The 25,609-nt window shown below is 34.0% G+C and carries 26 protein-coding genes; 18 read left to right on the top strand and 8 right to left on the bottom strand.

What is annotated here, in order from left to right; all coding sequences use genetic code 11:
- The first annotated feature begins 659 nt into the window (after nt 1–659).
- On the top strand, nt 660–1,280 hold the full coding sequence (locus MG290_RS03895) for an L-threonylcarbamoyladenylate synthase (RefSeq protein ID WP_264562597.1): 621 nt from the start codon (nt 660–662) through the stop codon (nt 1,278–1,280).
- A 39-nt stretch (nt 1,281–1,319) separates the two neighbouring features.
- Here the strand turns inward: MG290_RS03895 and MG290_RS03900 are convergent, their stop codons facing one another.
- A complete protein-coding gene (locus MG290_RS03900; protein WP_264562598.1) occupies nt 1,320–2,249 on the bottom strand; it encodes a hypothetical protein in 930 nt (309 codons plus the stop codon).
- Between the two features lie 92 nt (nt 2,250–2,341).
- Here MG290_RS03900 and MG290_RS03905 point away from each other — a divergent pair, with 92 nt between their 5' ends.
- From MG290_RS03905 to MG290_RS03915, 3 genes are all read left to right on the top strand, one after another.
- Nucleotides 2,342–4,078, top strand: coding sequence for an MFS transporter (locus MG290_RS03905; protein WP_264562599.1), 1,737 nt, complete (start codon nt 2,342–2,344; stop codon nt 4,076–4,078).
- An 82-nt stretch (nt 4,079–4,160) separates the two neighbouring features.
- Nucleotides 4,161–5,060: an EamA family transporter gene (locus MG290_RS03910; protein ID WP_264562600.1), complete on the top strand. Its 900-nt coding sequence runs from the start codon at nt 4,161–4,163 to the stop codon at nt 5,058–5,060.
- Nucleotides 5,061–6,185: a cysteine desulfurase family protein gene (locus tag MG290_RS03915; protein ID WP_264562601.1), complete on the top strand. Its 1,125-nt coding sequence runs from the start codon at nt 5,061–5,063 to the stop codon at nt 6,183–6,185. It abuts the gene before it with no gap.
- 65 nt (nt 6,186–6,250) lie between these two features.
- On the opposite strand, the gene MG290_RS03920 is transcribed toward MG290_RS03915, so the two are convergent.
- The gene (locus MG290_RS03920; protein WP_264562602.1) at nt 6,251–7,495 is read right to left on the bottom strand and encodes a tetratricopeptide repeat protein; all 1,245 of its coding nucleotides are present in this window, start codon (nt 7,493–7,495) and stop codon (nt 6,251–6,253) included.
- A complete protein-coding gene (gene gyrA, locus MG290_RS03925; protein WP_272586437.1) occupies nt 7,485–10,067 on the bottom strand; it encodes a DNA gyrase subunit A in 2,583 nt (860 codons plus the stop codon). Before gyrA ends, MG290_RS03920 begins: the two co-directional genes overlap by 11 nt.
- Nucleotides 10,068–10,299: 232 nt before the next feature.
- Here gyrA and MG290_RS03930 point away from each other — a divergent pair, with 232 nt between their 5' ends.
- The 3 genes from MG290_RS03930 to MG290_RS03940 are packed head-to-tail and all read left to right on the top strand — an operon-like array spanning nt 10,300 to nt 12,532.
- A complete protein-coding gene (locus MG290_RS03930; RefSeq protein ID WP_264562604.1) occupies nt 10,300–11,550 on the top strand; it encodes a dihydroorotase in 1,251 nt (416 codons plus the stop codon).
- Nucleotides 11,550–11,882, top strand: coding sequence for a hypothetical protein (locus MG290_RS03935; RefSeq protein ID WP_264562605.1), 333 nt, complete (start codon nt 11,550–11,552; stop codon nt 11,880–11,882). Before MG290_RS03930 ends, MG290_RS03935 begins: the two co-directional genes overlap by 1 nt.
- Nucleotides 11,883–11,884: 2 nt before the next feature.
- Nucleotides 11,885–12,532, top strand: coding sequence for an alpha/beta hydrolase (locus MG290_RS03940; RefSeq protein WP_264562606.1), 648 nt, complete (start codon nt 11,885–11,887; stop codon nt 12,530–12,532).
- A 108-nt stretch (nt 12,533–12,640) separates the two neighbouring features.
- Here MG290_RS03940 and MG290_RS03945 read toward each other — a convergent pair whose 3' ends face one another.
- Both MG290_RS03945 and MG290_RS03950 read right to left on the bottom strand, forming a co-directional pair.
- A complete protein-coding gene (locus tag MG290_RS03945) occupies nt 12,641–13,465 on the bottom strand; it encodes a ZIP family metal transporter (protein WP_264562607.1) in 825 nt (274 codons plus the stop codon).
- The gene (locus MG290_RS03950) at nt 13,465–14,196 is read right to left on the bottom strand and encodes an SAM-dependent methyltransferase (RefSeq protein WP_264562608.1); all 732 of its coding nucleotides are present in this window, start codon (nt 14,194–14,196) and stop codon (nt 13,465–13,467) included. The genes MG290_RS03945 and MG290_RS03950 overlap by 1 nt, the downstream gene beginning before the upstream one ends.
- Before the next feature lie 97 nt (nt 14,197–14,293).
- Between MG290_RS03950 and MG290_RS03955 the strand changes: the two genes are divergently transcribed.
- The 10 genes from MG290_RS03955 (at nt 14,294) to MG290_RS04000 (ending at nt 22,221) form a co-directional block, all read left to right on the top strand.
- Nucleotides 14,294–15,448 carry a THUMP domain-containing class I SAM-dependent RNA methyltransferase gene (locus MG290_RS03955; protein ID WP_397376472.1) on the top strand — a complete coding sequence of 385 codons (1,155 nt, stop codon included), beginning with the start codon at nt 14,294–14,296 and terminating at the stop codon, nt 15,446–15,448.
- The gene (locus MG290_RS03960) at nt 15,441–15,680 is read left to right on the top strand and encodes a hypothetical protein (protein ID WP_264562609.1); all 240 of its coding nucleotides are present in this window, start codon (nt 15,441–15,443) and stop codon (nt 15,678–15,680) included. Before MG290_RS03955 ends, MG290_RS03960 begins: the two co-directional genes overlap by 8 nt.
- 116 nt (nt 15,681–15,796) lie before the next feature.
- Nucleotides 15,797–18,118 (top strand): hydrogen gas-evolving membrane-bound hydrogenase subunit E, encoded by a 2,322-nt coding sequence (mbhE, locus tag MG290_RS03965; RefSeq protein WP_272586119.1) that lies wholly within the window; start codon nt 15,797–15,799, stop codon nt 18,116–18,118.
- Nucleotides 18,099–18,536, top strand: a complete 438-nt coding sequence (locus MG290_RS03970; protein ID WP_257498962.1) for an MnhB domain-containing protein — start codon at nt 18,099–18,101, stop codon at nt 18,534–18,536. Before mbhE ends, MG290_RS03970 begins: the two co-directional genes overlap by 20 nt.
- 6 nt (nt 18,537–18,542) lie before the next feature.
- Nucleotides 18,543–18,896, top strand: coding sequence for a Na+/H+ antiporter subunit C (locus tag MG290_RS03975; protein ID WP_257498963.1), 354 nt, complete (start codon nt 18,543–18,545; stop codon nt 18,894–18,896).
- Nucleotides 18,893–20,404 carry a proton-conducting transporter transmembrane domain-containing protein gene (locus tag MG290_RS03980; RefSeq protein WP_264562610.1) on the top strand — a complete coding sequence of 504 codons (1,512 nt, stop codon included), beginning with the start codon at nt 18,893–18,895 and terminating at the stop codon, nt 20,402–20,404. The genes MG290_RS03975 and MG290_RS03980 overlap by 4 nt, the downstream gene beginning before the upstream one ends.
- Before the next feature lie 2 nt (nt 20,405–20,406).
- Nucleotides 20,407–20,886: a Na+/H+ antiporter subunit E gene (locus MG290_RS03985; RefSeq protein WP_264562611.1), complete on the top strand. Its 480-nt coding sequence runs from the start codon at nt 20,407–20,409 to the stop codon at nt 20,884–20,886.
- 1 nt (nt 20,887) lies between these two features.
- Complete coding sequence (locus MG290_RS03990) at nt 20,888–21,163, top strand: monovalent cation/H+ antiporter complex subunit F (RefSeq protein ID WP_264562612.1); 276 nt, start codon at nt 20,888–20,890, stop codon at nt 21,161–21,163.
- Nucleotides 21,156–21,524: a monovalent cation/H(+) antiporter subunit G gene (gene mnhG, locus MG290_RS03995; RefSeq protein WP_264562613.1), complete on the top strand. Its 369-nt coding sequence runs from the start codon at nt 21,156–21,158 to the stop codon at nt 21,522–21,524. Before MG290_RS03990 ends, mnhG begins: the two co-directional genes overlap by 8 nt.
- Nucleotides 21,514–22,221, top strand: coding sequence for a glycerophosphodiester phosphodiesterase (locus MG290_RS04000; RefSeq protein WP_264562614.1), 708 nt, complete (start codon nt 21,514–21,516; stop codon nt 22,219–22,221). The genes mnhG and MG290_RS04000 overlap by 11 nt, the downstream gene beginning before the upstream one ends.
- Here the strand turns inward: MG290_RS04000 and MG290_RS04005 are convergent.
- Nucleotides 22,218–22,901, bottom strand: coding sequence for an SIR2 family NAD-dependent protein deacylase (locus MG290_RS04005; RefSeq protein WP_264562615.1), 684 nt, complete (start codon nt 22,899–22,901; stop codon nt 22,218–22,220). The two genes, MG290_RS04000 and MG290_RS04005, sit on opposite strands and share 4 nt — an antisense overlap.
- A 95-nt stretch (nt 22,902–22,996) precedes the next feature.
- Between MG290_RS04005 and MG290_RS04010 the strand changes: the two genes are divergently transcribed.
- Nucleotides 22,997–23,668, top strand: a complete 672-nt coding sequence (locus MG290_RS04010) for a TrmH family RNA methyltransferase (RefSeq protein ID WP_264562616.1) — start codon at nt 22,997–22,999, stop codon at nt 23,666–23,668.
- Nucleotides 23,669–23,847: 179 nt separating this feature from the next.
- Here the strand turns inward: MG290_RS04010 and MG290_RS04015 are convergent, their stop codons facing one another.
- Together MG290_RS04015 and MG290_RS04020 are read right to left on the bottom strand one after the other, a co-directional pair.
- Nucleotides 23,848–24,798, bottom strand: a complete 951-nt coding sequence (locus MG290_RS04015; RefSeq protein WP_264562617.1) for an isopenicillin N synthase family dioxygenase — start codon at nt 24,796–24,798, stop codon at nt 23,848–23,850.
- A gap of 68 nt (nt 24,799–24,866) precedes the next feature.
- Nucleotides 24,867–25,526: a TetR/AcrR family transcriptional regulator gene (locus MG290_RS04020; protein WP_264562618.1), complete on the bottom strand. Its 660-nt coding sequence runs from the start codon at nt 25,524–25,526 to the stop codon at nt 24,867–24,869.
- Nucleotides 25,527–25,609 lie beyond the last annotated feature (83 nt).

Here is a 25,609-nt window from a genome sequence, read left to right on the forward strand (position 1 = left end):
GCAAAATTATAAATGATATTTCAAAGTTCTAAATATCAACATAAAAATAACCAAAAAAAAAGAAAAAATATTATGTATGAATCTATAATAGTTCTACTTATTATTTTTGTTTTATATGGATTTTTTATTGAGTCATCATATATCGGCAAAGATTACAGATACGATATATTTGTATTTTGTATACCAATTTTAATTGGGTTATTCATTGCTATAAGATTTAACCTATTAGAGCTGGATTATAAGAAAATTAATTCAAATATAAAAAAGGAAAAGATTCACATTAAAATTATTTACAGTTTACTAATAAGTTTAATTTTTTTTATTTTTTCTATAATTATGTTTTGGATTCCTTCAAATATAATTTGGGATGTATTAAATAAAATTGAAGCTAGAAAAAAAATACAGAAGTTATTTCAATTCCAATAGACAATTTTACAAAATCTAGACATTCAAATAAGATATATTTTAAATTTAAAAATCGAACAGAGAGTATAAAAGTTAACTCAAAAACAATAAACCTATATATAGATAAAGATCCAAATAATTATATTATTAAAATAGGTGTTAAAAAAGGCATTTGGAATCATTATATTATAAATCATTGGAATATTGAATTGAAGTAATTTAAATATTTTAAGTACAATCTAAAAATTAAAATTATGGCAAAATTTATAAAAATATATCCTGATAATCCTAACGAAAAGGAAATTCAGAAAGTCGTTAAAATATTAAAAGAAGGCGGTTTGGTAATTTATCCCACCGACACTGTTTATGGTTTGGGTTGCGACATTACCAACAGCAAAGCGCTGGAGCGTATTGCAAAAATCAAAGGAATTAAACTAGAAAAGGCCAATTTTTCTTTTGTATGTAATGATTTGAGCAATATTTCTGAATATGTAAAAAATTTAGATACATCATCGTTCAAAATTCTGAAAAAAGCATTGCCCGGTCCCTACACTTTTATTTTAGAGGGAAACAACAATCTACCAAAAGAGTTTAAAAAGAAGAAAACAGTTGGTATCCGTGTACCCGATAACAGCATTGCATTAGAACTGGTAAAACAATTGGGAAATCCTATTCTTTCAACCTCTATTTATGATGAAGACGAGGTGCTTGAATATACAACAGACCCAGAATTGATTTTTGAAAAATGGCAAAACAAAGTAGATGCAGTAATAGACGGTGGCTATGGTGACAACATCGCATCAACTATTATTGATCTAACAGGCTCTGAACCAGAAGTTATTCGTGAAGGTAAAGGTGCTATTGATATGCTTTAATATTCCAATCCGAATGTATTATTAAACATTTGGATTTTTTTATTGTTCTGGTGAAAAGGAGCCTATTGTTTTATTGTTCACCACAAATGAATTGTCATCTTTTATAAATCGGGCTTGAATAATTTGAATAGTATGCTGATAACTGGTTACTTGTCCGTTTGCATTTGTTTGAACACTCGAATCAATTTGAACGGTTCCGTTTGTTGCCAACCAATCTTCATTAATGGTTTGTGAAGGAAATTCACAAAAACCTAAATCGCCCGGAATGTTACTACCAAAAACAAAATATCTTAAAAAATTGGTGTTGCTTAAAGTAATCGTTTGTGTTTGATTGCTTGTTGGAAAAACAAAACCTTCTGGCAACTGTAAATGCACAATTTCGTTTAAATTTCTTCCTGTTAAAACATTGTCGCAATTTCCGAAATTTGTAGTAAAATTAAAGCCCATACGGTTAACACGATACACATAGGTTCCATAAGGCAATGTAGTATATTTAATTTCGGAAGTACCATTAGATAAAGTAATATTCTCAAAATTTATGGTATATGCATAACTTATGTTTACCGATGTTTCTGTAACCACTGGAACCATTGTGCGGGTATAATGAATGCTCCCGCCAGGAAGTGAGGTATATTCCGAAGTTACCTTAGGATTTGCAGGTGGTAGCAATGCACAAATGGCATTTGAGTTAATTGCACTGTCATATGTTCGGTAATAAATTTGTGAATTGGAAGTATTCAATGTTCTGCGCACATTAAAATCAGATAAGGTATCTAAATCTGTTCCATTTGTTCCGTTAGAAAAATCAATCAGTAGCAATTCGCTATTATTTGTTTTAAAATAAAGCTCTTTATCAGCACACTTTTGAATTTCTTTGCCATCAAAATTCAAGTTTTCAAAAACCAAATCGCCGTCATTACAAGCAGTTACGCTTAAAGCAAGCACCAATAAACCCACTATTTTTTTCATAGAATACAAAGTTTGCTACAAAAATAACTTTTTTAGCAGCAAAACAGCTGTTATCCATTAAATTTTTATATTTGATTTTTATTCTAAAAAATATGAATCAATCTGTAAAAACAAACTATCCGGCGCTTTACACCCTTATTGTGGTTTTTTTCTTTTGGGGATTTATTGCAGCTGGCAACAATATCTTTATACCTTTTTGTAAAGATTATTTTCATTTAGATCAATTTCAATCACAGTTAATTGATTTTGCTTTTTACACAGCATATTATGTGGGGGCATTGATTTTGTTTGCTTTAAGCAACGTAAAAGGTAAAGATTTAGTTACGCATTGGGGCTATAAACGCAGTATTGTGTTTGGTTTGCTTTTTTCTACCATTGGCGCAGTTGCAATGATTTTGGCTGTTGAGGCGAATGTTTATTACGGTATGCTGATTGGTTTATTTGTTGTTGCATTGGGTTTTTCGTTGCAACAAACAGCCGCAAATCCGTTTGCTATTTTGTTGGGCGATGAAAAAACAGGAGCAAGCCGAGTAAATCTGGGCGGTGGAATCAATTCATTAGGTACTACCATTGGACCATTGGTGGTGGCATTTGCACTTTTTGGAACAACGGCTGCCGTAAGTGACGAACAAATCAAAGCATTGAGTTTAGATAAAGTTATTCTTTTATATATCTGTGTGGGGTTATTGTTTGTGGGCGCAGCCGCACTTTTTTATTTTTCTAACAAACTTCCCGAAGGAAAAAGTAGTGAATCTATTGAAAAAGCTCCAAAAGCATTAAACATTTTGTTGCTAATGACGGTTTTGCTAGGTTTAGCTTTTGCACCTATATTTAATAGTTACCGAAGCGAAGCTGCTCTAAAAATTGAACAACTTGAAAAACAAAAATTAAGTGAAAAGCAAGTAAATCAGCTTTCAAAAACGGAGTTTGTTACCTATAAAACGAAAATAGAATCTGTTGAAACCGAAATAAAAACCTTGAAAAAGCCTTTGGATAACAATCGTTTTAAATGGCTAAGTGTAGCGTTTATTGTCGTTTTATCAGGAATCTTTTTTGCCTATTTTTCTGCAACAAAATCACCAAAAGGTTGGGGAGCAATGAAATACCCTCAGTTGGTCTTGGGAATGTTGGCCATTTTTATGTACGTTGGAGTAGAAGTAGCTATTGGTAGCAATTTAGGGGAATTATTAAAATCAAACGAATTTGGAGCACTTTCTTCCTCAGAAGTAGCTCCCTATATTTCACTTTATTGGGGCAGTATGATGATTGGTCGATGGGCGGGTGCAGTGAGCGCATTTAATCTTTCAAAAAATAAACAGTTACTATTAACCATTGTGTTGCCCATAATAGCTTTTGGAATCATACTCACCGCAAACACATTGGCAGCATATAATATGCAGCATTTCTATCTGTTTATCGTTTGTGTACTGCTACAAATTGCGCTGATTATTCTTACAAAAAACAGTCCTTCAAAAACATTGTTTGCATTTAGTTTATTTGGCATCGCAGCAATGTTGGTAGGTTTAAATACCACAGGAACCGTTGCAATTTATGCATTTTTGTGCGGTGGATTGGCGTGTAGCATCATGTGGCCGGCCATCTATAATTTAAGTTTAATGGGTTTAGGAAAATATACCGCACAGGGCTCTGCTTTTTTAGTAATGATGATTTTGGGCGGAGGTATCATTCCACCCATCCAAGGAAAAGTAGCCGATATTATTGGTGTGCATTCCTCATACATTGTGTCATTAGTTTGCTTTATATACCTATTGATTTTTGCATTTGTTGTAGTTCGGATTTTAAGGAAGCAAAACATTACTATTGATTAACCAAGAAACAGTTTTGTTAAATAAGTGAAATATCCCCCACATATCAAAAAAACTAAACTAAATTTGCATTTTTATTTGTGCAATGCAAAACTTAAAGTATTACATGATTGCCTTATTGGCTTTTATGTTGTGGGGTTTTTTCAGTTTGGCCTTAAAACCAATATCATACGTTCCGGCTTTTGATATTTTATTCTACCGAATTTTATGTTCGTTTGTAATCATTGTTTTGTTTACACTTCTTTTTAGAAGAAAAATTTTTATGGGCGATATCAATCATTTTAAAAATCTTGATAAAGCAGATAAAAGAAAAGCATTATCCTTAACACTAACCGGCGGACTTTTATTAGGTTTAAACTGGTTTTTGTTTATTTATGTAGTGAATCAAGTAAATGTGCAATCGGCTTCGTTTGCATACCTTATTTGCCCCATTATCACCACTTTTTTAGCCCATTTTATTTTAAAAGAAAAATTGCTCAAAATGCAGTGGCTTTCAATTGGCATTAGTTTAATTGGTTGTATAATTTGCTTTTTAAGCAATGCAAATAATCTGTTGTTTTCTATCGTAGTGGCTTTGACATATTCCTTTTATTTAATTTCGCAGCGCAGAAATAACTATTTTGATAAGTTCAATAATCTGGTTTTCCAAATCATTATCATCTTAATTTGTTCCTTACCTTATTATTTCATTAATGGATTTAGTGTACCAGGAGCGCCCTCTTTTTACGGATATATATTAATCATTGCAGTGCTTTTTACACTTTTACCTTTATATATGAATTTATATGCATTAAAAGGTGCGCCAGCTTCCAATGTAGGGATCATGTTGTATATAAATCCGTTAATTGCATTCACTTTGGCAATCTTTTATTATAAAGAACATATAAACACTTTACAAATTGTTTCATATTTCTTAATTTTGCTATCGGTTTTTATTTTTAACTACCATATTTTAACTAATCTAACAAAGAAACGAATAAAATAAATGAGCCAGATATATTTTGATAATGCAGCAACCACGTCTGTAAGACCAGAAGTTGTAGAAGAAATGGTGAAAATTCTTACCAATGATTTTGGAAATCCATCATCAACTTATGCAATAGGCAGGCATACAAAAGCATTGATCGAAGCATCTCGAAAGTCTATCGCAAAACAATTTAATGTAACGGCAAGTGAAATAATTTTCACTTCGTGCGGAACGGAAGGAAACAACTGGATTATTCGCTCGTGTGTTCGCGATTTAGGTATTAAAAGAATCATTACTACCAAAATGGAACATCATTGCACCCTATACGCTGTAAAGGAAATGCAGAAAGAATACAACACCAAAATTGACTATGTGAACGTGTTGCCGAATAGTGAAATAGACTACAATCATTTAGAAACATTATTAAAAGATGAAACGCCTACTTTAGTAAGTTTAATGCATGTTAACAATGAAGTGGGAACTGTTTTAGATTTAAAAAAAGTGGCCGATTTATGCCAAAACCATAATGCTTTGTTTCATTCAGACACCGTGCAATCTGTAGGAAAAGTAGAAATTCCTTTAGATGAAATTCCAATTGATTTCATTGTTGCTTCGGCACACAAATTTCATGGTCCAAAAGGGGCAGGTTTTGTATTTATTAGAAAAAAGAATGTTTTAAAACCATTAATTGTGGGCGGCGAACAAGAGAAAGGCATGCGTGCAGGAACCGAAGCTCCTCATCAAGTGGTTGGTATGGCAAAAGCATTGGAATTATCGTATCAAGAACTAAATAAAGACCGTGAAAAAATCACCAAACTTCGCGATTATTGTAAAGCGAAATTGCAAGAAACCTTTGCAGATGTGCAATTTAATGGAAACGGATCTACTTTTTACAACGTGTTAAATATTCGTTTGCCTTTTTCACCAGAAAAAGCTGCAATGATGCTTTTTCAATTAGATATGAAAGGAATTGCAGTTTCAAGAGGAAGTGCATGCCAATCGGGCAGCCAAAAACCATCGCATGTTTTAGCAGAATTTTTAGACGATGTGGAAATTAAAAAACCAAGTTTGCGTTTATCATTCGGACACGAAAACAAAGAAGAAGAAATAGATTATTTAATTGATGTTTTAAAAGCGATTTAATATCCTTACATAAAATAAATGAAGCCTAGCAAGTATGCAAGGCTTCATTTTTATATGCAAAAATTTTAATTATTCGTATTTAAAAAGTCTTGAATTTGTTTAATCAATTCGTTTAAACTTTCATCTTTGGGGTTCACTGCTTGCGCCTTTTTGTAGAAGGCTAGAGTGTTTGTATAAACTTGTTTTTTTTCGTTCATTAATTCTTCCCTTTTTTTGTTGGAAGAAGCGGTATTGGGTAAGGCATTGATTTTATTGGTAACCTCTGCATCTTTCTGAAGCTCAATATTTCCTAAGGTTTTCAATGCTTCAAAATGATTTTTGTTCAACTTTAAAATTCTATTTAAAAAGTCAACAGCCTTTTCGGTTTCGCCGTCTTTTAACTTGATAACTGCAAGGTTAAAAAGCAGATTTTCGTTTTCGGGAAATCGCTCTAAACCTTTTAAAGCATATTCTTCATATTTATAAATGCGGTTTGTGTTATAAAAAACATATAAAACATTCAGCAAATTATTTATATTGTCTTTGTCTAGCTCATACGCTTTTAAAGCATAACTTTCTCCTTCTGAATAGTTTTCTTTATTCAACAAAATTTGCGCCAAGTTATTATAAATACTCGCTTTTGCGCTTTTGTTTACGATAGTTTCGGGCTTAGAATGCGAACCATTTCTAACAGCCATATCGCGCGCTTTTTCATCGGTTCCAAACGATTCTACTTTTCCGTTTACTTGAGAAGTGGCCACAAAAGTTTTAGATGCGCCATTGTAATCCAGTTTAATCAATTCTTTTAATTTGGTTTCGGCATAATCAAAATCTTTTGCGTTTACAGCATCGTTGGCAGCATTGTATAAATAAATAGTATCCGTTGTATTCAAATCGTATGCCTGTTCAAATAACCTGCTTGATTTTTTATAATTCTTATTGCGATTATTTTCTACTGCTTCGTTTACCAAATCTGCCAATAAAGCATTTTTTACAGGCATTATTTCTAAAGTGTACTTTTTGCTTTTGGTTTCGTTTTCAAACTTGATTAATTGATTGATTGATTCAATTGCTTTGCTGCGGTTTTCATTAAAATCAACACCACTTTTTGCCAAATTTAATTCATTTTGTGCTTTGAAATAATAATAAGCTGCCTTTTGATCTTCTGTGGCATTGGGCAATAATTTTTCAACACTAGCAAGTAAAGCTGTCGTTTCGGTAGTGTTGTTTTTTTTGATCAGTTTTTCCAGTTCTTTTAACTCATTTTTTTGAGCAAAAGAAGAAGAGCATGCTAATAAAAACATGCTCATTATCATTAATTTATTCTTCATTTGTATCTTCTTCGTCTTCTACAATATCGTCATCTTCTTCTTCAACCTCATCAACTACATCTTCTAAAATGTCGTTTTCATCAACTGCTAAAAGATCTTTTTTCAATTCATCATCCATTTCATCTTCTTCGTCTTCATCGCGCATTACTTTTGCAACCGCTGCAATTGAATCGTTCCCTTTAATGTTGATTAAACGCACACCTTGTGTATTACGACCCATAACGCGTAAATCGGAAACGCGCAAACGAATGGTTAATCCGGATTTGTTGATAATCATTAAATCATCGTTATCTGTAACCGAATTAATGGAAATCAATGCACCAGTTTTATCAGTAATGTTCATTGCTTTCACACCTTTACCACCACGATTTGTTTCGCGATAAGCATCTAAAGACGAACGTTTACCGTAACCATTTTCTGAAACCACTAAAATTTCTGATTCTAAATCGGATACCGTTACCAGACCAATTACCTCATCTTGTTCATCGGCTAGTTTAATACCACGTACACCAGATGCTGTTCTACCCATTGGGCGGGTTTTTGATTCATCAAAACGAACCATTTTACCATTTTTGGCAGCAACTAATACCTTAGAATTTCCATCGGTTAATTTTGCTTCTAACAATTCGTCGCCCTCTTTAATGGTAATGGCATTGATACCATTTTGGCGTGGACGAGAATATTGCTCAAGTGATGTTTTCTTAACCTGACCTTGTTTTGTACACATTACAATATAGTGATTGCTTGTGTATTCTTCGTCGCGCAGATCTTGGGTACAAATAAAAGCTTTTACTTTATCGTCGTTTTCAATATTGATTAAGTTTTGAATTGCACGACCTTTTGCTTGTTTGCTTCCCTCAGGAATTTCGTAAACGCGCAGCCAGAAACATTTTCCTTTTTGGGTAAAGAACAACATATATTGGTGATTTGTTGCCACATACATATGTTCTAAGAAATCTTGATCGCGGGTTCCTGCTGATTTTTGACCAACGCCACCACGGTTTTGCGTTTTATATTCGCTTAAAGGTGTACGTTTGATATAACCTGCGTGAGAAATAGTGATTACCACTTGCTCATCGGCAATTAAATCTTCAATATTCATTTCGCCACCGGCATATTCGATATGTGATCTGCGGGCATCGCCGTATTTATCTCGAATTTCGGTTAACTCTTCTTTAATCAAGTTCATTCGCAATTCTTTGCTTGCCAATAATTCTTGTAAATGAGCAATTAACTTCATTATTTCATCAAACTCTGCACGAAGTTTTTCTTGCTCAAGACCTGTTAATTGGCGTAAACGCATTTCTACAATGGCACGTGCTTGAATTTCCGATAAAGAGAAACGCTCAATTAAACGTTCACGTGCTTCATCGGCATTTTTAGAACTACGGATAATTTGTATCACTTCATCGATGTTATCCGAAGCAATAATTAATCCTTCTAAAATATGTGCACGTTCTTGTGCTTTTCTTAATTCGTATTCCGCACGGCGTGTAACTACATCATGACGGTGCTCAACAAAGTAATGTATTAATTCTTTTAGATTTAATAGCTGCGGACGACCATTAACCAAAGCAATGTTATTGATACTGAACGATGATTGTAATTGTGTGAATTTATACAACATGTTCATTACAATGTTTGGAACAGCTTCGCGCTTCAACACATACACAATGCGCATACCTTTACGGTCTGATTCATCGCGAATGGTTGATATTCCTTCGATTTTTTTATCGTTAACAAGTTCTGCCGTTTTTTTAATCATTTCGGCTTTGTTCACTTGATAAGGAATCTCAGAAACCACGATGCACTCCCTACCGTCTATTTCTTCAAAATTAGCTTTCGCACGCATCACCACACGTCCACGTCCGGTTTTATAAGCTTCTTTTACACCTTCGTATCCGTAAATGATACCACCGGTTGGAAAATCGGGCGCTTTTACATGCTGCAGTAATTCGTCAATTTCAATTTCGTTGTTTTCAATATATGCTAATGTACCATTGATAACTTCAGTAAGGTTATGTGGTGCCATATTTGTAGCCATACCTACTGCAATTCCCGATGCTCCGTTTATTAACAAGGTAGGGATTTTGGTAGGCATTACTTTAGGCTCTTCTAAAGTATCATCGAAATTCAACTGAAAATCAACCGTTTCTTTGTCGATATCGGCTAAAATTTCTTCTGAAATTTTTTTCATTCGGGCTTCGGTATAACGCATCGCTGCAGGGCTGTCGCCATCTACCGATCCAAAGTTTCCTTGTCCATCAACCAATAAATAACGCATGCTCCATTCTTGCGCCATACGCACCATGGCATCGTAAACCGATGAATCGCCATGTGGGTGGTATTTACCCAAAACTTCCCCAACAATACGGGCAGATTTTTTATGGGCTTTGGTTGCAGTAACACCTAATTCGTACATTCCAAAAAGTACACGGCGGTGAACTGGCTTTAATCCATCACGAACATCTGGTAATGCCCTTGAAACAATAACCGACATTGAATAATCAATGTATGCCGATTTCATTTCTTCCTCGATGTTAATAGGAATTAACTTTTCTCCTTCAGAGATCATATTTCGTATTTTTAGTTCAAAATTAACGTGCTAATATACTATTTTTTTGCGGGATATCCTAATCTATGTTTTAAATAGAATACTTAATATTTGTTAGCTATTGATATTTAAAAGGTTATCTTTTTAAAAGATTTTGGGAAATACAAAATTGATAATTACAATATGTGATTTATTAATTAGATATTTTGATTAATTTTGTACAATTTTAAACAACACAACCATTCACACAATGAATATCGTTATAAAAAATGCTACAATTGTAGATTCTTCAAGTGCATTTAATCACCAAAAAGTTGATATAAAAATCGAAAACGGTGTGATTACCGAAATAGCATCAAACATTACTGCTGACCAATATGAAATGATTTCTTTAGACAATCTGCATGTTTCGAGTGGCTGGATGGATGCTTCGGTTTCGTTTGGAGAGCCTGGTTTTGAAGATCGTGAAACCATCGCAAACGGTTTAAATGTAGCAGCAAAAAGTGGGTTCACTCAAATTGCATATCAGCCAAATACTTTTCCTGTGATTGATAATCAATCTATTGTAAGCTTTGTAAAAACCAAAGCCGCATCTTCGGCTACCACTTTGCACCCCATTGGCGCATTAACCAAAGGCGAAGAAGGAACCGACTTAGCTGAAATGTTTGATATGCAAAATGCCGGGGCAATTGCTTTTGGCGATTATAAAAAAAGTACAGCTAACGCAAATTTGTTGAAAATTGGTTTACAGTACACCCAAGATTTCAATGCCACGGTAATTGCTTTTTGTAACGATTCTTTAATTAAAGGTAAAGGAGTTGTACACGAAGGTGTTCAATCTACACTTTTAGGTTTAAAGGGAATTCCGCCATTGGCAGAAGAAATTGTGTTAGCTAGAAATTTATTTTTACTGGAATATACAGGCGGTAAAATGCACGTGCCTACTATTTCTACGGCAAAATCGGTAGCAATGATCAAAGAAGCCAAAGCAAAAGGTTTACAGGTTACTTGCAGTGTAGCGGTGCATAATTTGGCTTTAACCGATGCTGTTTTATCTGATTTTGATACGCGTTTTAAAGTAAATCCACCTTTAAGAGATGCATTTCATCAACAAGCTTTGATAAACGGAGTTGTAGATGGAACGATTGATGTGATTACATCGGATCATTGTGCAATGGATATAGAGCATAAAAAAATGGAGTTTGATATGGCGAAAGACGGAACTATTGGGTTGGAATCGGCTTTTGGTGCACTATTTGAAATACTTCCTTTAGATGTTGTTATAGAAAAACTTCAAGCAGCAAAATCGATTTTCTTGAATGATTCAACAACGATTAAAGTAGGGGATAAAGCAGATTTAACCTTATTTAATCCTTCAAAAGAATGGACGTTCACTAAAAATGATATCTTGTCAAAATCTAAAAACTCGGCCTTTTTAAACCATAAAATGAAAGGCTATGTGTACGGAATTTGTCATAACAACCAATTAATAATTAAGTAATGCAAGCAAATAATATTTCAAAAGACGGTAAATTGGCTGCAATTATTGCGCACTTTTTTATTCTAGGGCTAGTGATTGCTTTTTTTATCAACCAAGAAGAAAAAGATCCTTACGGAAAATTTTATATCAAACAAAACATTGGATTAACATGTGTTTTTCTGCTATTGGGTAGTTTGGTTGGAGCCATTCCCAACGCTTATGCCGCTTATGGTTTTTATGCCTTTATTATTATTTTGTGGGTTTACAGTTTTTCAGGCGCTGTTGCAAACGAATACAAATTGCTACCTATTATTGGAGGTTTTATTCAAAAAATATTTTCATCTAAAAAGTAATTATGCAAACAGGAATTTTAAATTATTTGATAAAAGAGCCAAAGATTGTTCAAGCACAAAATCCACTTATCGTGTTAATGCACGGCTACGGCAGCAACGAAGAAGATTTGTTCACATTTGCTACTGAATTACCTGATGATTACTATGTGGTTTCGGTTCAAGCGCCTTATCAACTGCCTCCTTATGGATTTGCTTGGTATGCGATTAGTTTTGATGCAGATATGAATAAATTCAGCGATGATAATCAAGCGATAGCTTCAAGAGATCTTTTGGTGGAATTTATAGATGAATTAGTAGTAAAATATCCCATTGACACTAAAAACATCAACCTAGTAGGTTTTAGTCAGGGAGCTATTTTAAGTTATGCCATTGCGGTTACTTATCCAGAAAAAATTAATAAAGTTGTGGCACTTAGTGGTTATTTTAACCCCGAAATCATGACGCCAAAAACAGATGTTTCTGCATACAATCATTTAAAAATATTTGGTTCACACGGAACGGTAGATCAAGTAATACCGGTGGAATGGGCAAGAAAAACCACCGATTTTCTTAAACCATTTAACATATCTTTTGAATATAAAGAATACCCGGTTGGTCATGGTGTGTCACCTCAAAATTTTTATGCTTTTAAGAAGTTTTTGATGAAATAGTTCTATAATGATCAATATATTCAATAAGTTTTTTTAGCGTTTTAAGATTGGTAATCTCCATTTAAAACAAGCCTATAACGTAAACTTTTTGAATATTTTAATTGGTTTTTAAACAAAAAATCCAAAAGCAATTCCTATAAGTATTGCTAAAAGTTTTGCTAAATTAAACTTATGTCCTTCGCTGCTTTCAAATATTATGGTTGATGATATATGGAAAAGAATACCAATTACAAAAGCAGATATAGGAACATAATATGCTGTTAAAACAGATAAGTTGGCAGAGAGATAAGTTCCCAATGGTGTCATTAACGCAAAAACAGTCATGAACAGAAAAACAAATTTTTTGTTTAATTCTGCTTGTAAAAAGAATAATGTTAAAATTATGGCTATTGGAAAATGGTGTATGGCAATTGCCCAAGCCAAATGCGTGTGCTGACTTACGGGCATTCCTTCAAACAAAGCATGCAAACACAAACTGGCAAATAATAACCACGGCATTGAAGTCATCTTTTCATGTACGTGCACGTGTCCATGTTCTGCACCTTTTGAGAAATATTCTAGAATAATCTGGAAAATAATTCCCAACATTATAAACAAACCGATTTCTTTCATGGCTCCATGATCGTGATTATGAGTTACTGATGGAGTAGCGTTTGAATGATGGTGATGATCTGTATGGACGGCATCATGGGGGTGATCATTTAAATAGTGATCCATTGAAGACTTTATTGGTTCAGCAACCACCTCTGAATGATTTCCTTCAATAACATACGCATATACTTCTGGCAACAAGTGCGAAACGGTCATGGTCAATAAAAAAGAACCGCTAAATGCTAACAACAATTTAATGGTTTTCTTTTTGGCTGGCTTTACAATAATTGCCAAAAAATAGCCAAGAATTACTGCCAAAAAGGGTAATAAATAGGTATCCATTATTTAAAAATCATGATTAAACGGTCCGATTCGCTTTTGTGAAATTTATTCAATTTATAATCGCCAAAAATATCCAATAAGAATATTTCTGCTTGATGCATCATGGTTTCAAAATCTTCTAAAGTAAAAGCTTTTACTTTTTCAGTAAAATCATACGATTCATTATCGTGCTCGAAAGCAATGTTTTTAAAAATATAGCCGTTTTCTGCCCAGCGTTTGATGTTGAAAGTAATCTCATTAACCACTTTAGTTTCCTTTTCCACTAAATTATCCATCACTTTATGCACATTCATAAAATCGATTACGGCAAAACCATATTCTTTCAAACTTGCTTTTATAGCTTTTAAAGCAGTTAAATGATCTGCTTCGTTTTCAAAATAGCCAAAACTTGTAAAAAAATTAAAAATTGCATCAAACTTCTCTTCAAATGGTTCGCGCATGTCTTGCACCTGAAAATGCAATTTTTCATTTTCAAATTGTTTTGCAAATTCTATGTTGTTTACAGATAAATCTGCCCCCATTACATCATAGCCCAATCGATTTAGATAAATAGAATGTCTTCCACGTCCGCATGCTAAATCAAGCACCTTTGCCGCTTCAGGAAGATTCAGATAATTGGTAATATTGTCAATAAACAATTGTGCTTCTGTATAGTCGCGATCTTTATAAAGTATATGATAATAGGGACTGTTGAACCAATTTTTAAACCAATTTTTTTGAGATTCTTGCATTTTAGAAATTTTGGAAACGCAAAAATACACTATTTTTGTAGAATTAAATAAATTTATCGTTCCCGAAGGAAAGGAATTGTCTATGGAAAATTTTAAAATGGTGGCTAAAACCTTCTTTGGTTTTGAAGAAATTTTAGCAAATGAATTAATAAAGCTTGGTGCACAACGCGTGGAACAAGGAACGCGCATGGTGAGCTTTTACGGTGATAAAGGTTTTATGTACAAAGCAAATTTAGCTTTGCGAACTGCCTTAAAAATATTAAAACCCATAAAACAATTCAAAGTTTATAATGAAACAAGCTTATATAATGGGATGCAAAGCATTGATTGGAGCGAATTTTTAAGCGTGCACCAATCATTTTTGATAGATGCTACCATTTTTTCAGAGCAATTTAATCACTCTCAATTTGTTGCCTTGAAAAGTAAAGATGCTATAGTGGATCAATTTAAGAAGAAGTTTGACAACCGCCCCAATATTGATAAAGATCATCCCGATTTACGAATAAATATTCATATTCAAAAAGATCTTTGTACGGTTTCACTAGATACATCGGGCGCATCACTGCACCATCGCGGATACCGAACAGCCACTAATATCGCACCAATTAATGAGGTTTTAGCAGCCGGAATTTTAATTTTAAGCGGATGGTCTGGGCAATCAAATTTTTTAGACCCAATGTGCGGTTCAGGTACTTTTTTGGTGGAAGCAGCCATGATTGCATGCAATATTCCGCCCAATATCAATAGAAAAGAGTTTGCTTTTGAAAAATGGAACGATTGGGATGCGGATTTGTTTGAAAAAGTAGAAGAATCATTGTTAAAGAAAATCACCGATTTTCATTATGATATTTTTGGTTATGACAAAGCACCTTCTGCCATTGCAAAAGCAAAAGATAACGCTTATAACGCTAATTTAGAGGAATATATAAAAATTGAACAACGCAATTTTTTCGAAACTGAAAAAGAAGTAAACGGACACTTACACATGGTTTTTAATCCGCCCTATGGAGAGCGATTAGATATTGATTTGGAACGTTTTTACCGTGAAATGGGTGATACGCTAAAGCAGAATTATCCTGGAACGAATGCTTGGTTTATTACCGGAAATGTGGAAGCTTTAAAATTTGTGGGATTAAAACCATCACGAAAAATAAAGTTATTCAACGGAAAATTAGAAGCCCGTTTAGTAAAATATGAAATGTATGAAGGCAGTAAACGAACAAAATTTCAAATAAAAAACAGTAATGAATAAAGCTACTAAAATTTTAATTATTCAGTTTTTGTGTTTTGCAGTAATCTTTTTAGCAGCACGTGTAATCATTGTAAACTTTAATCTGTTAAGCGGTTTATGGATACCCATTGTGAGTGGCGTTGCTGCCATCCTTTTAGCACCACAATTCAAAGTTTTTAAAATTGATGGAAAAGAAACGGTTTTTGTGGCATGGCTTTTTAGCAAAAAAGGAAAACCTGTAAATTGGTTGTGAAAACCTATCATTTATGTGCTTTTCACATTTCCTTTTTCCATTTTATTTTGCTATTTTTACGAAAATTGATCTAAAAAATATTATATCAGAGAAAGGTTTTTTTAAAAATACATATTATGCTTTTACCCATTATTCTCATTTTTTTGTTGGCATTTGGATTATTACTCCTAAAACCGCAAAAAATTTTAAGTTTTTTTAAATTTCTATGGGTATTACCTCTTTTATTGGTATTCTACTTTTCAGGGTATTTGCCATCGGTGTACGAAGGTTCGCAGGTAGTATTTTTTCGAAACTCATGGATTCCGTCATTAGGAATTTCATTAGACTTTAAATTAGACGGTCTTTCAATGCTTTTTTCATTAATGATTACTGGCATTGGAACACTTATCTATTTATATGCAGCACAATACTTAAAAAGAGATGCTAACTTGCACCGCTTTTTTTCGTATCTAACCATGTTTATGGGGGCTATGCTGGGCTTGGTGCTTTCAGACAATTTAATAACTTTATTTATTTTTTGGGAATTAACCAGTATTAGCTCTTTTTTCTTGATAGGGTTTAATACCACGCAAGAAGAGTCGCGAAAAAGTGCATTGTGGGCTTTGAGCATCACGGGTTTAGGCGGATTTTTACTTTTGGCTGCCTTTGTACTCATTGGTACCGTTGCAGGAACTTACTCTATTAATCAACTACTTACACAGTCAGATGTATTGGTAAACAATTCGTTTTATTACATTATTATCTTTTTACTTTTTGGCGGTGCATTTACTAAATCGGCACAGTTTCCATTTCACTTTTGGTTACCGGGTGCTATGAAAGCTCCAACGCCAGTTTCGGCTTATTTACATTCCGCCACAATGGTAAAAGCTGGTATTTATCTACTAGCGCGTTTTTCACCTATTTTGGGTGGTGATGTGGTGTGGAATTACACACTTATGATTGTTGGTGCACTCACAATGGTTATGGGAGCCGTTTTAAGTGTTTTTTATAAAGATATGAAAGGATTGCTTGCTTATTCAACCATTTCTGCATTAGGAATTATTGTATTTTTATTAGGAGTAGGCACCGAGGCTGCCATTTATGCTGCGTGCACTTTTATCTTGGTTCATGCTTTGTACAAAGCTTCATTATTCTTAATAACAGGAATTGTGGACCACCAAACGCACACCCGTGATTTATCGATATTGAGAGGCTTGCGAAAAATAATGCCTTTAGTTGCTGTTGCAGGATTTATCGCGGCGCTTTCAAGTGGAGGTATTCCGCTAACTTTTGGATTTTTAAGTAAAGAACTGATTTACGGTGTTACAACCGATTTTATGTTTACCCAAGAATCTATCGTTTTATTGACAGGAGCGGCACTGATAACCAATGTTTTTCTTACTGCTTCGGGCTTTCTTGCCGGTATAAGACCCTTTTTTGGTAAACTACCCGAGCGTTTTCAATCGGTTCAAAAACCTCATTTCTTGTTGTGGTTTCCACCGGTTTTGTTATCGGTTTTTACTGTTTTGTTTGGTGTGTTTCCTGTACTTCCTAACACGCTTTTTTTAAAAGCTTCTGTGCGATCGGTGTTAGGAAAACTACCCGAAATGTATCTTTCGTTGTGGCATGGTTTTAACACGGTTTTACTTTTAAGTGCCATTACTATTGTGGTAGGAACCGCATTGTATTTTTCTATAAAACCATCAGAAAAAGGTGAAAAAAGTTTAGAGATTATCCGCCGGTTTGCTCCTCAACGATTCATTGCTGCAACTACACAAGCTATTAAAAGGTTTGCTTTTAAATATACCCGCTTTTTTCACAATGGCTATTTGCGTATCTACATTATGTTTATCATTTTGTTTTTTATGGGAATTGTGGGTTACAAACTTTTTGCCGATGTTCCTTTACGGGTAAATACCGAAGGTTTATCAGAATTTAGGATTTATGAATTTCTCGTATTTGTCATTACAATTATTGCCATATATTTCATTACCACAACCACATCGCGCTTAACATCAATTGCAGCACTCGGAGTTATTGGCTATTCTATCTGTTTGATTTTTGTTTTTTATGGTGCACCCGATTTGGCGATGACGCAGTTTGCAATTGATACGCTAACAGTGGTTTTATTTGTATTGGTTCTTTTCAAATTACCGCCATTTTTACGGTTCACAAACCCTAAAATTCAGTTTATAGATGGTGTAATTGCTGTGGCTTTTGGAATTTTAATCGCACTGATCACTTTGCAAGCATTGGTATCACCTTCCGACCAAAGTGTTAGTAAATTTTATGCAGATAATGCCTACAAATTGGCTAAAGGAAAAAATGTGGTGAATGTTATTTTGGTGGATTACAGGGGATTTGACACGTTTATTGAAACAATTGTACTTGCAATTGCTGCAATTGGCGTATATAGTATTTTAAAATATAAAACGAAAGATGGAGAAAAATCGGAATAATGAACGTTTAGACAGAACCATTTTACGGACATCTACAAACTATTTGCTTCCGTTGTTGATTTTGTTTTCAATATTTTTATTAATTCGCGGACATTATTTGTCTGGTGGAGGATTTGTTGGCGGCTTAGTGGCATCCATTGCATTTGTGTTGCATTCGTTTGCATACAGTCCGTATCAAACTGTAAAAATGTTTGCCATAAAACCCTTTTTTGTCATACCAACCGGTTTGATAATTTGCTTTTTAAGCGGTTTGCTGCCTGTTTTGTTAGGTTATCCGTTTATGAGCGTAGTTTGGTTTGCCGATTCGGTTGTGGTGATTGGTGCATTGGGTTCGGCTTTAATATTTGATATTGGTGTGTATATGGTCGTGATTGGCGTGGTATTAACCATTTTATTTACAATTTCAGAAAACACATAAAAAATTATGGAATTACTATTGGTTATTTTAGTAGGTGCTTTTTATTCATCGGGCATTTATATGATGTTTCGCCGCAGCATGGTGAAACTCTTGTTGGGATTATTGCTGTTAGGAAACGGTGCAAACTTACTCATTTTTCTTATTGGTGGAATCACCAAAGGCAAAGCCCCTATCATAAAACCTGAAAACAATGCATTTCACGAAATTTATGCAGATCCGGTGCCGCAAGCGTTAATTCTTACTGCAATTGTAATCAGTTTTGCACTAACAGCTTTTGCCATTGTTTTGCTCAAAAGGGTTTACACAACCACAGGATCCGATGATTTGGATTCGTTAAATGTTCAAGATTTAGATATATGATTACAAATTTTATACTTGCCCCCATATTAATGCACATGTTCACGGCAATTGTGCTTCTTTTTTTCTGGCAAAAAGTACTTGTTCAGAAAATAATTAGCATTGTGGGCAATAGCATTGCATTTTTACTTTGTTTGCGAATGTTCGAAATGACCATGTCCAACGGGTATCTCACATTGCAGTTGGGCAGTTGGCAAGCACCTTTTGGTATCACATTTATTGCTGATACCCTCAGTGCCATTATGGTACTTTTAACGGCTTTGGTATCGTTGGCAGTAGGCATTTATTCCACAGCAAGTTTAAACGAAAGCCGTATTAGATTTGGATATTTCTTTATCTTTCACTTTTTAGTAATGGGACTTTTAGGAGCTTTTCTAACAGGTGATATCTTTAATTTATATGTGTGGTTTGAAGTGGTTATTATATCATCTTTTATCTTATTAACGGTTGGTGGAAAAAAAAGACAAATGGAAGGTGCCATAAAGTACGTAACCATGAATATGCTGGGCTCGGTTATTTTTCTTACCGCAATTGGTATTTTATACGGAATTACCGGAACTTTAAACATTGCCGACCTAGCTCTAAAAGTAGCACAAGTTGAAAACACGGGTTTGGTAACAGTAACATCTTTATTGTTTTTTGTGGCATTTGGAATTAAATCGGCGGTATTTCCTTTGTATTTTTGGTTGCCATCTGCTTATCACACACCACCATCTGCCATTGCAGCCATTTTTGGAGGTTTGTTAACAAAAATGGGGGTTTATGCAATGTTGCGCGTTTTTACCGTAATTTTTCAACCCGATTATTTTACGCTCGTGCTCTTTTCTGTAATTGCAATTTTAACCTTGTTAACAGGTGCGTTAGGAACTATTAATAAAAAAAGTATCCGAAGGGTTTTATCGTATTTAATTGTTTGTCATATTGGTTTTTTTATTGCCGGTATGGGTTTAAATACAGAATGGGCATTTGTGGCAATTGTTTTTTATTTGATACACGATGTTATTGTAAAAAGCAATGTTTTTATGATTTCGGGTGTTATTGTAAAAATGCGCGAAACGGTTGATATGACGCGTTTGGGAAGTTTATTAAAAGATTATCCTAAATTTTCATTTGTCGCTGCGTTGGTGCTTTTTTCATTGGTAGGAATTCCGCCTTTGTCTGGTTTTTGGCCTAAAATTTTATTGTTTCAAGAAACCTTTAAACAAGAAAACTATTTGTTACTTGCTGCACTCATCATTGCCAGCTTTGTAACCTTGTTTGTAATTGTAAGAATTTGGTCTGAAGCATTTTGGAAAGAATCTCCCAAACCCATCACCGAAGAAATAGATCATTTTGAATCCTTTCCCTTTTCAGGAAAAATTGCATTAATTGCACCTATTGTTGGCTTAGCATTTGTATCTTTATATATTGGATTAAGTGCAAACAGCTTTATGAAATTATCAGAAAAGGCAGCGTATGAAATGAAAAATCCCGAAATTTATATTGAAAATGTTTTAGGAGCAAAACAATAATTATGTTACAAAATTTTTTATTAAACATATTGCTTACGTTTGTTTGGGTGGCGCTCACCGGACACTTAGACTATGCCAATTTTATATTTGGATATGCCGTGGGCTTTTTTATTTTGTGGATGATCAACCGCTCTGTTCGAGGCAATACTGAGTATTTTTATAGGGTTCCGAAAATATTTGCTTTTATATTATTGTTTTTTTATGATCTCTTAAAAGCAAATTATGAAGTAACAATGGACGTAATCACCCCCAATTACAACATGAGGCCCGGAATTATTAAATATGAATTGGAAGCAAAAACCGATTTTGAAATCACTATGCTTGCAAACATGATTGCCTTAACACCAGGAACAGTTGTGATTGATCTTTCAAAGGATAAAAAATTTATGTACATACATGTAATGTATCTTACCAATAAAGAACAATTTGTAAAAAGATTGAACAATAGAATTGAAAAAAAATTACTAGAAATAATACGATAATATGAGTGTTGAAAGTTATTTAGGATATGTAGTAATGCCTATTATTTGTTTGTCTATTTTTTTTATAATGTTGCGATTTATAAAAGGCCCACAAGTAGTAGATCGGGTAGTAGCGCTAGATTTGCTCATCACTGTGGGTGTGGCATTTATTACCTTGTTCAGCATCATTGTAAACAACTCATTATTTCTAGACGAAGCAATGATTTTGGCACTAATCGCCTTTTTAAGCACCGTAGCCTTTTCATATTATATTTATAAACGCAAAAGAGATGAATGATTTTTTAATAATGTTTTTAAGCACACTAGGAGCTATTTTTATATTGATAGCCTCTTGGGGTATCCTTAAAATGCCCGATTTTTATTCCCGTTTATCTGTTACCATCAAAGCAGCTACTTTGGGTATTGGGTGCATCTTGATTGCTGCCGCCTTGCATTTTTCAGATTTTTCGGTTACAACAAAAGCAATAGCCATTATTTTCTTTTTATTCATCACCTCGCCCGTGGCAGGCTTTTTAATAAGTAAAGTTGCTTATCTCACCGGCACCAAGTTGTGGAAAAACTCCATCATCGATGAGCTTAAAAACGATAAAGATGCAGAAGATTTACACCAAAAAAATAAGGAACAAAATGAAAAATAAAGTCATTGCGCATCGCGGTGCATGGAAAGAATTCAATTTACCTCAAAATTCAATAGCATCCCTACAAAAAGCCATTGAATTGCAGTGCATAGGCAGCGAAATTGATGTGCACTTAACCAAAGATGATTTCATCGTTGTAAACCACGACCATGATTTTTATGGATTGCCAATTGAAATCACTAACTATTCCGATTTACTTTCAAAGACACATCCAAACGGTGAAAAATTAACATTATTAGCCGAATTTTTCAAACAAATAAACAATCAAAATACCACCAAGCTGATTGTAGAAATCAAAACATCACAGATATCGCCTAAGAGAACCCAAAAGCTTATTGATATACTTACAGAGCAACTTCCACTGAAAACTACTGTGCAAAACACCGAATTTATCTTATTTGATTTTGCGGCTGCGATTTATTTAAAAAAGCAATTGCCCTTATTTCAGGTGCATTATTTGGAAGGAGATAAAACAGCACAACAAATTTTTGAAAGCGGTTTAAACGGTATGGATTACCCGTTTGATTTATTGCTAAAAAACTCAGGAATTATTCCGGAATTCAAAAAAATGCACTTACAAACAAACACTTGGACAGTTAATAATCTCGAAGTTGCCCATCAATTAATCGCCCAAGGAATTGATTTCATAACCACAGATTGCCCGCAGTTTTTTATGAGAAATGATGGAATGTACTAATAACCAAGCAATTGATTTAAAATAGACAATCCTTTTGTAGCTTTTTCAGCAATTATATGTATGTTCTTATTAAAATATTTGGTGTCGGCAGGGTGTTGGTCAATATAGAAAATTTGTTGAGCATTAGAAGCATATTCAATCAATCCGGCTGCCGGATAAACTTGTAGTGATGTTCCAACAATTACCAATATATCCGCTTTTTCTACCACTGAGACAGCAGATTGCATTTCTGGAACAGCTTCACCAAACCAAACAATATGCGGTCTTAATTGCTGATTTTTGCTATTTGTAGTACCTATTAAAATATCTTCTTTCCATTCATAAATTAAATGATCTTCTACTAAACTTCGAGCTTTTAAGAGTTCACCGTGTAAATGAATAATGTGTTTACTGCCTGCACGTTCGTGCAAATCGTCCACATTTTGAGTGATAACGGTCACATTAAAATCTTTTTGAAAGGCAGCTATTTGTTCATGTGCCGCATTTGGATGCACCGTTAGTAATTGACGGCGACGTTGATTATAAAAATCAAGCACCAATTCTGGATTTTGCTGAAAACCCTCATAACTTGCCACTTTCATCACATCATGTCCTTCCCACAATCCATTAGCATCTCTAAAGGTTTTTAATCCACTTTCAGCCGAAATTCCTGCTCCGGTTAAAAAAACTAAATTTTTCATGCGCATACAAATATTTTTCTAACACATCCTAAATTAAAAACAAAGCAATAGCACTTTTTCAATGATACGAGTATCTTTGCTAAAATTATAAAAAAATGCATTCGTTAGATTTATATAAAAATACAGAATATTTAAGTTATTTAGAAGGATTTATCACCAAAAATAGAATGTTGGGTTTTGAAAGAGTGTTGGCCCAAAGAACCAATCATTTTTGTGTAGCTGTGGAAGATGTTTATCAGTTGCATAACACAAGTGCTGTGATGCGTAGCTGTGAGGTTTTTGGTATTCAGAATTTGCATATAATCGAGCAAAAATTTAGTAAAACAATTGATAAGCAAATTGCTATGGGAGCGGAAAAATGGGTAGATATTAATTCGCACAGCACCACGCAGAATTGTATAGATGCTATAAAGCAAAAAGGCTATCAAATTGTTGCAACCACACCCCACAAAGATGCTTTTTTATTAGATGATTTTGATGTAACAAAACCGTCGGCTATTTTTTTTGGAACTGAAAAAGATGGCTTGTCACCTGAAATTATGGATCAAGCAGATACATTCATCAAAATACCCATGTGTGGTTTCACGGAAAGTCTAAACATTTCAGTTTCTGCAGCTATCATTATTAATAATATCACAACACGCTTGAAAAAAACTGCTATTAATTGGCAACTTACAGAGGAAGAATTATTAGCAAAAAAAATAGATTGGGCACGCAAATCTATAAAAGATATTGATTTTATAACCGAACGTTTTATTAATAAATAAGAGTAATCCACAAAAAAAGTGGGTTTACCGAAATAAACCCACTTTAATAACCAAAAAAAACACTTATGAAAAACTCAAAAATTCTAAAACATTCACTTGTCATGTAGTAGATGAGTTGGTACAAATATACGAAGTTTTTTTAATTATACAAATACTTTGCTTTTTTTTGCTAAAAAAAATTATTTCTTAATCAAACCCAATTCTATTAACCTTTCCGTTAAAAAAGCACCTGCAGTTATATCTTCATAAAGTTTAGGATTTTCTTCGTTCACACAGTTATCCAAACAATTTAAAGGCATTTCGCTTATTGGGTGCATAAAGAATGGAATTGAAAAGCGCGAAGTTCCCCATAATTCCCGTGGCGGGTTGACCACTTGATGTATAGTAGATTTTAGTTTATTATTGGTGTGTCGCGACAACATATCACCTACATTTATAACCAATTCATCTTCGGCGGCAATTGCATCAATCCATTCGCCATTGTTGTTCTGAACTTGCAAACCTTTTCCTTGTGCGCCCATTAAAAGTGTAATTAAATTAATGTCGCCATGTGCAGCTGCTCGTACGGCATCTTTTGGTTCATCAAGAATAGGAGGGTAGTGAATTGGGCGTAATATTGAGTTTCCGTTTTTAACAAAATCGTCAAAATAAAATTCACTTAAATCCAAATATAAAGCCAAAGCCCGCAATACGTAAACTCCCGTTTTTTCGAGCATTTTGTAAGCTTCTTTTCCTGTTGAATTAAATTCAGGAAGTTCGGTAACCGTTACATTTGCAGGATATTCGTTTGCCAATTTGTCATTGTTTTCAACATATTGTCCAAAATGCCAAAACTCTTTTAAATCGCCTGTGGATCTTCCTTTTGCAGATTCTTTTCCAAAGGAAACATAACCACGTTGACCGCCTATTCCGGAAATTTCATATTTTTGCTTAACTTCTAGTGGAAGGTGAAAAAAGGTGCGAACTTGCTGGTATAATTTTGCAACCAATTCTTCACTTAAAAAGTGTCCTTTTAAAGCTACGAAACCAATTTCTTCGTAAGCTTTACCGATTTCATTTACAAATTTTTGTTTGCGTACCGGATCATCCGATAGGAAATCACGCAAATTAACACTGGGTATATTTTGCATTTTTATAAACTTTGATTAACAAAGTTAACTATTTTAGGTAGTTAAATAAAACCGTTTGCTGTAAATTGTTAATCAAGTTGCGCTTTTTGATGTGCCATTTCAATCACCGTATAAATAGCCTCTTTAATACGTTGCTCTCCTGCCGGTTCGTTGATATCAATTCCGCAAAATAAACTGCCATTGGTTTTTCCGTGAAGTGCCAAATAGTAAACACCGGCAATTAAAACCGCCAAAATTCCTCGTAAATCTACATTTGCATTTTTATAAGCAGGTTCGACTACTTCAAAGAAAGCTTCGCCCAATTCTTCGCGTTTATCGGCTAAATTGCGTAAAAAAGGTTTGCTTTCACCAATTTCCCAATGAATGATTTTTTGAAGCACTTTATCTTTTAGCAAAGTTTCTAATTGATTGTGTAGAATGCCATAAATAGCTTCTTTGGGAATTCCGTTTGTACTTTCAAGCAGCGATAATACATCGTTTTTGGCAACAGTATTCAAAAAATCGCGTTGTAAGATGTATTCTTCTACTAAATTATCTAAACTGCCAAAATAGGTCCAAACCAAACTTTTATCAATACCGGCTTCTTTTGCAATAGCACTAGCATTCAGTCCGGTATAACCTTTTTTTAGCAGAACTTTTCCCACTGCTTGAACCATTTTTGCTTTTGTTCGGTCTTTATCGCGCAATACACCCGATGTTCGCTTGCGTTTTTTGGGTTTATCGTCCATAGGTAAAGTTTTTAGATTAAATTAAAAAACTGATTTACAAAATTATAAATCAGTTTCTTTAATAACAAACAACATAACCATAG

Source organism: Flavobacterium sp. CBA20B-1 (genome assembly GCF_028473145.1).
Lineage (GTDB): Bacteria > Bacteroidota > Bacteroidia > Flavobacteriales > Flavobacteriaceae > Flavobacterium.